Origin of the sequence: Sphingosinicella flava (genome assembly GCF_016025255.1) — a bacterium.
Lineage (GTDB): Bacteria > Pseudomonadota > Alphaproteobacteria > Sphingomonadales > Sphingomonadaceae > Allosphingosinicella > Allosphingosinicella flava.
Genome location: NZ_CP065592.1, coordinates 218,754 through 229,024, shown reverse-complemented (window position 1 = coordinate 229,024; position 10,271 = coordinate 218,754). Strand labels below are relative to the sequence as shown.

Genomic DNA, 10,271 nt, shown 5'->3' with positions numbered 1-10,271 from the left:
CCCGCCTGGGTCAAGGCTGTATCGGCCCGGCCCAAAGCCGTGTCAGCCGTGCCCTGCGCCGCCGTGGCCGCTGTTTGAGCCGCCGTCGCTGTTGTCTGCGCCGTGCTGGCCGCGGTCTGTGCGGCGGCAGCCGTCGACTGCGCGGTATTCGCGGTGCTTTGAGCGGCAGCGGCAGCGCTTTGGGCGGCATTAGCCGTGTTTTGCGCCCCTGTAACAGCATTCTGAGTATTCGTAATGCTGCTCTCGATTGCACCGATCCGGGTCACCGCAGCAGCAAGATTACCTTGAGTTGTCGTGAGGTTCGTCTCCACCGTGCCGATCCGAGTCTCAGCGGCTGCAAGGCTAACTTGTGTGGCGGCAAGATTAGCCTGCGCCGTGGCGAGACCGCTCTCAACCCCGCCAATCCGCGTCACGGCCCCGCTAAGGCCAGTCTCCACCGTGCCAATCCGCGTTCCCATGATGGTGACATTCTGATTGGTCGTTGACAGGCCGGTTTCAACATTCCCAACCCTTGTTCCAATGGTGGTGACATTCTGGTTGGTTGTCGCCAGACCGCTCTCAACCCCCCCAATGCGCGTCACCGCGCCGCTAAGGTCGGTTTCCACCGTCCCAACCCGTGTCCCGAGGCTGCTGACATTGCCGTTGGTCGTCGCCAGACCGCTTTCAACCCCGCCAATTCGCGTCACGGCCCCGCTAAGGCCAGTCTCCACCGTGCCAATTCGCGTTCCCATGGCGGTGACATTCTGGTTGGTCGTTGACAGGCCGGTTTCAACATTCCCAACCCTTGTTCCAATGGTGGAAACGTTCTGGTTGGTTGTCGCCAGACCGCTCTCAACCCCCCCAATGCGCGTCACCGCGCCGCTAAGGTCGGTTTCCACCGTCCCAACCCGTGTCCCGAGGCTGCTGACATTGCCGTTGGTCGTCGCCAAACCGCTTGTTAGCGCATTGACGCGCAACCTCTCGGTGTCGAGATTTCCATTGGTTGTAGAAAGGCCGCTTTCCACTGCACCTATCCGCGTCACGGCAGTGGCGACATTCTGATTGGTGGTGTAAAGTTGGCTTCCGTTCACGGCATCGGTGCTGCTTGCACCCACGGTGCCGGCGGCGACGTTCACAATCTGGCGCTCACCGCCGCTGCGGCCGACAGAAACGGTATTGGCCTGGCTTGCGACCGATCCGCTGCCAATGGCTACGCTGCCCGCCGCGCTGGCACTGGCGCCTGTGCCCAAGGCCATGGCATTGGCGCCGCTGACCGACGTATATTCACCCGCGTCTCTTTGACCATTATTGTTGGCATCGATCCAGGATCCGATTGCGATCGCACCGGTATCGGCCGACGTCATTGCCGCATAGGATCCGATCGAAATGCCGGATGCGGCGGCGGCGGCGGCATTTCGCCCAAGCGCGACACTGTTCGCCCCCGACGATTGCGCATTCGATCCGACCGCAATGGAATTGACCCCATCGGCAGAGGCGATATTGCCCAGGGCGAGACTTTGAGCGCCTGTGGCGGTGCTATCCGCCCCAAAAGTTCCACTTCTTATGCCGCTAGCAATGCTGTTGTTCCCGACAGAGGTACTCCGGTCCCCGCTTGCAGTCACAGTCGCGCCCACCGCTGTCGCGCGAAACTGATTTCCTACGGCATTCACGCCCAAGCCGACACTATCCACCGCTGTTGCTTGGGCAGCACGACCCACGGCAACGGAACTTGAGCTGGCTACCGTATTGCTACCCAACGATACAGAAGCTGCGCCCGTCGCATTGGCACCAACGCCAAACGCTATCGATCCACCGCCTGAAGCGTTTGTAAGGGAGCCGACGGACACCGCGCCAGCACCTTCGGATTTCGTCAGATAACCGACCGCGAGGCTGCTGGTACCGGTCGCCTGCGCACTCGCACCAAAAGCGATGGAGCTGCCCGTGCCACTTATGGAATTTTGACCTATGGCGATACTGGCCACACCGCCCGAGGTCGCGCCGTCCCCCACCGCGATACCCCGCTCGAACGCCGCGCTGCTGCCCCTGCCGATTACGATCGCGTTTAGGCCGCTCGCATTCGTATTCGTTCCTAATGCCACGCTATTCGTACCCGACGCCACGGCGCCTTGGCCAATCGCCGTGGACGTGGCGCCGCTTGCCTGGGCATCATTGCCGACCGCCAGCGCGCCTGTATTGATGGCTCTTGCCCGATATCCTAAAGCATGGCTTTGGTCGCCCGTGGCGGTTGCTTCCTGCCCGGTTGCCGATGCGTGCAAGCCCGATGCGGTAGCGCTGCGCCCAAGGGCGACGGCTCCAAGTGCCGAGGCTGTGGAACTATCTCCCATGGACAAAGCGTAATTGGCGGAGGCACTCGCATTCGCGCCGACGGCGACGGCGCCAAGATTCAATGCCTTTGCAACCGAACCGATCGCGATGCCGGTGTTGGAGCTATCGGCGTCTTCGCCAATGGCTACGGCCGGCCCATCAATAGCGCTTGATTGACTGCCGATCGAGACGCTGCCCGAACCTGTCGCGAGCGCGTTTTGGCCGCATGCCGTTGCCGTGGACGAGGTCGCGGTTCCCGCGCTGCACGTCACACCTTGCGCTGATACCGGATCGGGCGCCAGCATCAATGCTGTCGCAGCAACAGACGCGCATAAAAACGCGCGCCCGGAAATAGGCTTGGTCATGAAACGCCCCCCAAAAACTCTCCCCCGAGAGTTGGGCGGCGACTATCATTATGAAAATATTAACTCAAGTTCGTCACTAGGCCTCAACCATATTTCGCCTCATATTGAGACAAGTTCGGCCAGTATTCCATCAAGGAGTATAGGTTTTTTGACTTTCAAGCGGGATTGGGAAGCCACCAACCCCTGTTGCTCCAACCGCTCGACAGCATTGATGCTGACAAACTCGCTTATTTCCAGCGCAGTCATTTTCGAGATGCGCGCCAGGTCTACGCCTTCGCGCAGACGCAATCCCATCAGCATGGCCTCCATCGCGCGATCGGCGGGCGTTAAGGCCATTTCCTCTTGGATGCCATGACCGTTTCGCCCGATCGCCGCCAGCCAGTTTTCGGGCTTCCTGTGCCGCTGCGTCGCCAGGCCGCCCCTTCGCCCGTGCGCGCCCGGGCCGATCCCTGCATAGGTGCCGTAGCGCCAATAGGTCAGGTTGTGGCGGCTCTCCTCGCCCGGCCGGGCATGGTTGGAGATTTCATAGGCCGGGAGCCCCGCCGCCGCCGTCATGTCCTGAGTCAATTCGTAAAATCCAGCCGCCTCGTCGGCATCCTTGGGCGTGAGGTCGCCCTTGGCGGCGAGCGTGGCGAAGCGCGTGCCCGGTTCGATGGTGAGCTGATAGAGCGAGAGATGCCCGGTGCCGAACGACAGTGCGCGGGCCAGCTCCGCTTCCCATGCCCCCTCGCTCTGCCCCGGCAAAGCGTAGATAAGGTCGAAGCTCACCCGCCCGAAATGCCGCCCTGCGGTCTCCAGTGCGCCCAGCCCTTCGGCAACGTCGTGAGCGCGGCCGAGGAAGCGCAGGGCCTTGTCGTCCAGGGACTGAAGGCCAAGGGAAACGCGATTCACCCCCGCAGCCGCAAGATCCGCGAACCGCGCCGCTTCGACCGAGGAAGGATTGGCCTCCAGCGTGATCTCGATGCCGGGCGCGAAACCCCAATGCCGCTCCGCCGCCCCCAGGATCGCCGCCACCGTTTCCGGCGGCATCAGCGAGGGCGTCCCGCCCCCGAAGAAGATGGAGGTCAACGTCCGCCCGGGAAGCTGTGCGGCCTCATAAGCGAGATCGGCGAGCAAAGCGTCCCGCCACAACGCCTGGTCCACTCCATCGCGGACATGGGAGTTGAAATCGCAATAAGGGCATTTCGAAACGCAGAACGGCCAATGGACGTAGAGGGCCAAGCTCGCTTTGTCCTCTAACGCCGTCATTCCAGCGAAAGCTGGAATGACGTGCTCGGGAACCATGTTCATCCGATCAGCGCTTCCACCAGCTTCCGAAAAGCATCCGCGCGATGGCTCATTCCATGCTTTTCACCGGGGTCCATTTCCCCGAACGTCTCTTTGCGGCCAATGGGCTGGAACATCGGGTCGTAACCAAAACCCCTGTCCCCGCGCGGCGGCCAGACCAGGGTGCCGTCCACGCGCCCCTCGAAGCTCTCGATATGCCCGTCCGGCCAGCAGACCGACAAGGCGCAGACGAAATGGGCGTCGCGTCCCGCCTCCGGCCCCTTGGCGAGCAGTTCATCGTGCACGCGTTGCATGGCGTAAGAGAAATCGCGCTCGACCTTCACTTCGCCCGCGTCCGCCGCCGGATCGACGGCGCGTTCCGACCAGGGAAGCTCCGCCCAGCGCGCCGAATAGATGCCGGGCTGGCCGTCCAGCGCGTCGACGCATAGGCCGCTATCGTCGGCAAGCGCGGGAAGGCCGGAGAGGTCCGCCGACGCCCGCGCCTTGAGCTCAGCATTGTCGATGAACGTATTGCCCGTCTCCTCCGGCTCGGGCAGGTCGAGCTCCGCCGCTGACACCGGCTCGATCCCATAAGGGCCGAGCAATGCGGCAATCTCTCGAATCTTGCCCTGATTGTGGCTGGCGATGATCAGCCGGCCAGGTTCTAATTTTCTCATTTGCGCGGTCTTCTTCTCAATGGTTTTGGCAATCCTGAGTGGACAAGATGACCCTTGATCGCGTGGATCGTTTGATCGCTTATTGATGCTTTCACAATGGGGATGAAAATAGCCCGATTCGCATAAAGGACGATCAGACGAGGCGTTTCATCCCACATGATGAAGTCCTTCCACGAAGAGCGATAGGAACCCGATTGTTGAACCAGCTCGATGCCATCGCGCGTGACCGTCATCACACGCTCTTCCCGCATTGAGCGCTGCTCACGATAGATGCTTCGCGCAGAATGAGGGATAACAAGGAAGAATATCGTCGCGGCAAGCAACAGTCCGGCACCCAAACCGCAAAGCCCTGAAAAAAGACCGCCCTGTCCGCCCAAGAGCGAAAAGACCGCCGCAATCACAACAGCAAAGATAAGGCCGATGAGGAGGCCACGCACACAACGGCGTTGATTATACGCGACATAGTCTTCGATTGAGAGCGCGTATTTTTCCTGATCCACCTTTAGCGTCCGGTCGCCCTATCCTGAGCCGCGAAGATGTCCGTGCAGCCGATGCGCGCGAGACGGAGCAGCCGCAGCAGCCCCTCCTCGTCATAACATTCGCCTTCGGCCGTCACCTGAGCCTCGATAATGTTGTTATCGTCGGTCAGCACGAAATTGCCGTCCGCGCCGGCCGTTGAATCCTCATCATAATCGAGGTCGAGGACGGCGGTTCCGTCGTGGATGCCGCAGGAAACCGCCGCGACCTTCCGCGTGATCGGATCGTTCGCGATCAGCCCCTGCGCCATCAGCTTGTCGACCGCGATGCGCAATGCCACCCAGGCCCCGGAAATGGACGCGGTGCGTGTGCCGCCATCGGCCTGGATGACGTCGCAATCCAAAGTGATCTGCCGCTCACCGAGCTTCTGAAGGTCCACCGCCGCGCGGAGCGACCGGCCGATCAGCCGCTGGATCTCCTGCGTCCGGCCCGATTGCTTGCCCTTGGCCGCCTCCCGGCTCCCGCGCGTATGGGTCGCCCGCGGCAGCATGCCATATTCCGCCGTGACCCAGCCCTGGCCCTTGCCGCGCAGGAAGGGCGGCACCTTCTCCTCGACCGACGCGGTGCACAGCACCTTGGTGTCGCCAAAGCTCACCAGCACGCTGCCCTCGGCATGGCGGGTGAAATTGGGTTCGATGGAGATGGCCCGCATCTGATCGGGCGCGCGTCCTGAAGGGCGCATTGGGTTCCTTTCGTTTGTGTGGGAGCGCCTTAACCCAACCCCTCTCCGTCATTCCAGCGAAAGTTCCTGGGCCTGGCCAGCTTCCTCCCCTCTGCGGTCCGGTTCCATAAGATTGCAGATCCCGCCCCCATAAGATTGCCCTCTCCAATCCTCCTCATTCCGGGGCAAGGATCGCCTTATAAGAGCTCCTAATAAGGAACCCTTATAAGGTGAGATCGCGTTCGCTTTGCCTGGCAGCCCTCATCCTCGAGGGGCTCAGAGGTTAGGTCAGGATGATTGGGTTGCCCCCGGTTCCTGTCCCCGCCTGCTGCTTGCACGCCTAGGTGCATCAACTAAATAACCCCCATGACCACACCGCCCGTCTCCGAACTCACCGCGCGCGCGCGCGACGTGTTCCGGCTGGTGGTTGAGGGCTATCTTGATTCCGGCCAGCCTGTGGGATCGCGGACCATTTCGCGTATTTCCGCGCTCAACCTGTCCCCCGCCTCGATCCGCAACGTCATGCAAGATCTGGAGGAAGCGGGCCTCCTCGCCGCGCCCCATACTTCGGCGGGGCGGGTTCCGACCGAAACGGGGCTGCGCCTCTTCGTCGACGGCATGATGCAGGCCGCCCAGCCGAGCGCCGAGGAGCAGGCGCAGATCGAAGCGCGTCTCACCCACGGGCGTGGTCCGATCGAGGACGCGCTCGCTGCCGCCACCGCTGCCCTTTCCGGCCTGTCCGCCTGTGCCGGCATCGTGCTGGTGCCCAAACGCGAGCCGGTGCTGCGGCAGCTTGGCTTCGTCCAGCTTTCCGCGACCCAGGCGCTCGCGGTCATGGTCGGCAATGATGGCTCGGTCGAGAATAGGGTGATCGATCTGCCCTCCGGCGTCACCGCTTCGCAGCTGGGTGAAGTCGGCAATTATGTCAGCGCCCGCCTCGCCGGTCTTACCCTGGCGCAGGCCCAAACCCGTCTCGCCGAGGAAATTCGCGCGGGGCAGGCCGCCCTCGACGACGCCGCGCAGGAACTGATCCAGCGCGGTCTCGCCCTCTGGTCGGAAGACGGCGCCCACCGCCCGGTCCTCATCGTGCGCGGCCAGGCCAACCTCATCGACCAGGCCGCCGCCGCCGATCTGGAACGCGTCCGTCAGCTTCTGGACGAGCTGGAAGGCAAGGAGGAAATCGCCCGCCTCCTCGACAGCGCACGCGCCGGACAAGGCATGAAAATTTTCATTGGGTCCGAAAACAAGCTCTTCGCGTTATCGGGCTCGTCGGTTATCGCCGCGCCTTACCGGAGCGGCGACGGCCGGGTGGTCGGCGTGGTGGGCGTGATCGGCCCCACCCGCTTGAACTATGCGCGCGTCGTCCCAATGGTAGATTTCACTGCACAGGCACTTTCGAGATTGATGGCATGACGAACGAACAGAATCTGCACGACGAAGCCGAAGAGATCCGCGCGGACACTGCGGCGGAAGCCCCCGAGCTTCAGGAGCATGACGCGATCGCACGGCTTCAGGATGAGCTTGCCGAAGCCCGGCAGCAGACCCTCTACGCCCAGGCCGAGACCCAGAATGTCCGCCGCCGCCTGGAAAAGGACGCAGCCGACGCCCGCGCTTATGCCGCCACCGCCTTCGCCCGCGATATCTTGTCGGTGAAGGACAATCTCGACCGCGCCCTCGCCGCCATTCCCGCCGAGCTGCGCGAGGACGAAAAAATGAAGGGCCTCGTCACCGGCCTCGAAGCCACGGGCCGCGAACTCGACACCGTGTTCCAGCGCAACGGCATTACCCGCGTCGAAGCGATGGGCCAGCCGCTCGATCCCAACAAACACCAAGCGATGATCGAGATTGAGAGCCAGGACGTGGAGCCCGGCACCATCGTCCAGGAAATGCAAGCGGGCTACATGATCAAGGACCGCTTGCTGCGCCCAGCCCTGGTCGGGGTCGCGAAAAAGGGCTGATCCGAAGCTGCAAAAGGCTTCGACAAATCTGAACGGCGATTAAACCCGCCGTTCAGCTTATCGTCATTGCCGCTCGTCTTAGTCTCACTCCCAGACAAAGAATGGGGGACAAGGATGAAGCGGGCTTTCACCGTTATGACATGCGCGGCGGCGTTGGCCGCGTGCAGCGCCGATATTTCCGAAAAGTCCCGGATGCGGCTGCCGAAGACGCCGGAAGCCGAGATGGAGCAGCTGGACATTACCGGCATCGGCTTCGGCCAGCGCGGCTCGTTCCGTATCTTTAACCCAGCAACCGGCAGCGATGAGGCTGGCGGCAATTACGTGCGCAGCGCGGGCCGCGCCGAATTGTTCGACTTCGGCGGCAATGTCGGACGGGTCGAATTCACCCTGAACGGCGACCGGATCGATGGCAGGCTCGCCGCTTTCTGCGAATATGACGAGGCCGACACCGCTTTGTCCGAAGCCATCGAGATGACGATCAAGCCCTTTTCCTACCGCTGCAAGATGGAGCGCGACGGCTTTCCCATCGACGCCGGCCTGGAAATCCACGCGCGCGGCATCGGCGGCAACGAGCGGCGCGGCGAGATCGTGTTCGAAGGCGAGCGGCTGGAGCTGCGTTCGGTTCATAAGATGAAGGGCGGCGGCCTCCCGAGCGGAACGCCGGTCGGCTACGTCTTCATGAAGGACGGCCGCGAGATTGGCGGCGTCGACACGAACGGCATCCGGACCAACCGCATCTACTTGCCACGCGATCCCGGCCTGCAGGAAGCCGCGATGATGGCGAGCCTTGCCCTCGCCATCGTCTGGGATCCGCAGGACACGCTCGAAGATTGAGGGGGGAAATAACTGTGGGCGATGCGAGTCAGAGCGTACAATGTTCAGCCATCAAACCGAAGTCCGACCATCTGCATCAGAAGCAACCATCCGTCGCTCAAAACTGCCGCATCTTATAAGGAAGGTGGAATCGCCTTTTTGGACTATCCAGGTTCCAGGTAAGTGGTTTCCCCAATTGCTCTAAAGCAAGATCAGCCGATCCTCTGACCCGTCTTTTCCCAATCCGCGAGGAAGGCCTTGAGGCCGTTCTCGGTGAGCGGGTGCTTGAAGAGCTGGTGGATGACGGCGGGCGGTGCGGTCATCACGTCGGCGCCGAGCTTGGCCGCGTCGTGGATGTGGATAGGGTTGCGCACGCTCGCGACCAGGATCTGGGTCGCGAAATCGTAATTGTCGTAAATCTCGCGGATGTCGGCGATCAATTCCATGCCGGGATAGCCGACATCGTCATGCCGCCCGACGAAGGGCGAGATGTAGGTCGCGCCCGCCTTCGCCGCGAGCAGGGCCTGGTTGGCGGAGAAGCAGAGGGTGACGTTCACCGCCGTCCCCTCGCCGGTCAACGCCTTGCAGGTCTTGAGGCCGTCGACGGTAAGGGGCACCTTCACCGCGATATTGTCGGCGATCTTGCGGAGGATTTCGGCCTCCCGCATCATTTCCTGATGATCGAGGGCGACGACTTCCGCCGACACGGGGCCGTCGACGATCCCGGCAATCTCCTTCACCACGTCCAGGAAATCGCGGCCCGATTTGTGGATCAGCGAGGGGTTGGTCGTGACGCCGTCCAGCAGGCCGGTTTCGGCCAGCTCGCGAATGTCGTTAATGTCTGCGGTATCGACGAAGAATTTCATGTGCGCGGCCCCGAATCGTGAAGATGAGTCGCGGGCCGCTATAGCGTCATTATCGCAGCACGCCGAACACTCCGGACAGCAAGGGATCGTTGGCCGACGCCGGATTGGCGCGGATCGCCGCTTCTTCCCGCCCGATGGCGCGATAGATGCCCGTGGCCGCCTTCGCCGCGACATCCCTTTGCAAATTAGAGAGATCGAAACCCGTCGCCGCCTACAATGCCTGCCCCAGGATCGGGCTGTTCGCCACGCGCAGGGCATTGCCGACGCCGGGGAAAAGCGCGTTGAAGAGCGCGTCGCCCATCCGCCCCTGCAGATAGTCGGCCGCCGCCGTCGGCCCGCCGCGCACGATGGAGAGCGCGTCCAGGATGCTCATCGTGCGGATACTGTCATAGACGATCGGCGCGGCGGCGTCGGCCGCCTCCTCCGCCGCATCGTTGACTAGGCGCAGCAGCTGGTTCTGCACAGTGGACGTGCGCAGCAGCGCCGAAAGGATCGAGGTGGCACCGGGGCCGCCAAGCTGCGGTGGCACGGTGATCCGCGCGACATCGTCGCTGAAAAAACCATTGTCCTGAAGCAGGGTCGTGAACGCCCGCTGCGAGGAGATGGTGAGCAATCGCCGGATCGCCTCTTCGAAGCTGAAGCCGCCAAGGCCGGTGGCGCAGCCCGGCAGCGCGGCGAACGGGAGGAGGAAGCCGGCGCCGATCAGGGAGCGGCGGGACAAGAGACTGGACATGGAACACCTCGTTTCGCGACAGGATCGGGCCATGAACGCGACGACGGGCATCGGTTTCCCGATATGGCCATAAGCGCGGGTTTCACAGGCC

General features: G+C 62.7%; 8 protein-coding genes and 2 pseudogenes. 3 read left to right on the top strand and 7 right to left on the bottom strand.

What is annotated here, in order from left to right; all coding sequences use genetic code 11:
• The 5 genes and pseudogenes from IC614_RS01190 to rph form a co-directional block, all read right to left on the bottom strand.
• A pseudogene (locus tag IC614_RS01190) lies at positions 1-2,669 on the bottom strand (hypothetical protein); the annotation flags it as partial.
• Between the two features lie 99 nt (positions 2,670-2,768).
• A complete protein-coding gene (gene hemW / locus IC614_RS01185) occupies positions 2,769-3,917 on the bottom strand; it encodes a radical SAM family heme chaperone HemW (protein WP_226372788.1) in 1,149 nt (382 codons plus the stop codon).
• A 38-nt stretch (positions 3,918-3,955) separates the two neighbouring features.
• Complete coding sequence (rdgB, locus tag IC614_RS01180) at positions 3,956-4,612, bottom strand: RdgB/HAM1 family non-canonical purine NTP pyrophosphatase (RefSeq protein WP_200971936.1); 657 nt, start codon at positions 4,610-4,612, stop codon at positions 3,956-3,958.
• Positions 4,609-5,112, bottom strand: coding sequence for a YcxB family protein (locus tag IC614_RS01175; protein ID WP_200971935.1), 504 nt, complete (start codon positions 5,110-5,112; stop codon positions 4,609-4,611). Before IC614_RS01175 ends, rdgB begins: the two co-directional genes overlap by 4 nt.
• 2 nt (positions 5,113-5,114) lie before the next feature.
• The gene (gene rph / locus IC614_RS01170) at positions 5,115-5,831 is read right to left on the bottom strand and encodes a ribonuclease PH (RefSeq protein WP_200971934.1); all 717 of its coding nucleotides are present in this window, start codon (positions 5,829-5,831) and stop codon (positions 5,115-5,117) included.
• A 345-nt stretch (positions 5,832-6,176) separates the two neighbouring features.
• Here rph and hrcA point away from each other — a divergent pair, with 345 nt between their 5' ends.
• The 3 genes from hrcA to IC614_RS01155 all read left to right on the top strand — a co-directional run bounded on the left by hrcA (position 6,177) and on the right by IC614_RS01155 (position 8,602).
• The gene (gene hrcA, locus IC614_RS01165) at positions 6,177-7,223 is read left to right on the top strand and encodes a heat-inducible transcriptional repressor HrcA (protein WP_200971933.1); all 1,047 of its coding nucleotides are present in this window, start codon (positions 6,177-6,179) and stop codon (positions 7,221-7,223) included.
• A complete protein-coding gene (gene grpE, locus IC614_RS01160) occupies positions 7,220-7,768 on the top strand; it encodes a nucleotide exchange factor GrpE (protein WP_200971932.1) in 549 nt (182 codons plus the stop codon). Before hrcA ends, grpE begins: the two co-directional genes overlap by 4 nt.
• A gap of 114 nt (positions 7,769-7,882) precedes the next feature.
• Complete coding sequence (locus IC614_RS01155; protein ID WP_200971931.1) at positions 7,883-8,602, top strand: hypothetical protein; 720 nt, start codon at positions 7,883-7,885, stop codon at positions 8,600-8,602.
• 191 nt (positions 8,603-8,793) lie between these two features.
• Here the strand turns inward: IC614_RS01155 and fsa are convergent, their stop codons facing one another.
• Entirely contained in the window at positions 8,794-9,447 is a 654-nt protein-coding gene (fsa, locus tag IC614_RS01150; RefSeq protein ID WP_200971930.1) for a fructose-6-phosphate aldolase, read from the bottom strand.
• A gap of 49 nt (positions 9,448-9,496) precedes the next feature.
• Positions 9,497-10,180 (bottom strand): annotated as a pseudogene (locus IC614_RS01140) (DUF4197 domain-containing protein).
• Between the last annotated feature and the right edge of the window lie 91 nt (positions 10,181-10,271).

Coding starts and splice junctions, on each gene's coding strand:
- hemW (WP_226372788.1), bottom strand. CDS start 3,917: ATGACGGCGTTAGAGGACAAAGCGAGCTTGGCCCTCTACGTCCATTGG.
- fsa (WP_200971930.1), bottom strand. CDS start 9,447: ATGAAATTCTTCGTCGATACCGCAGACATTAACGACATTCGCGAGCTG.
- IC614_RS01155 (WP_200971931.1), top strand. CDS start 7,883: ATGAAGCGGGCTTTCACCGTTATGACATGCGCGGCGGCGTTGGCCGCG.
- rph (WP_200971934.1), bottom strand. CDS start 5,831: ATGCGCCCTTCAGGACGCGCGCCCGATCAGATGCGGGCCATCTCCATC.
- hrcA (WP_200971933.1), top strand. CDS start 6,177: ATGACCACACCGCCCGTCTCCGAACTCACCGCGCGCGCGCGCGACGTG.
- grpE (WP_200971932.1), top strand. CDS start 7,220: ATGACGAACGAACAGAATCTGCACGACGAAGCCGAAGAGATCCGCGCG.
- rdgB (WP_200971936.1), bottom strand. CDS start 4,612: ATGAGAAAATTAGAACCTGGCCGGCTGATCATCGCCAGCCACAATCAG.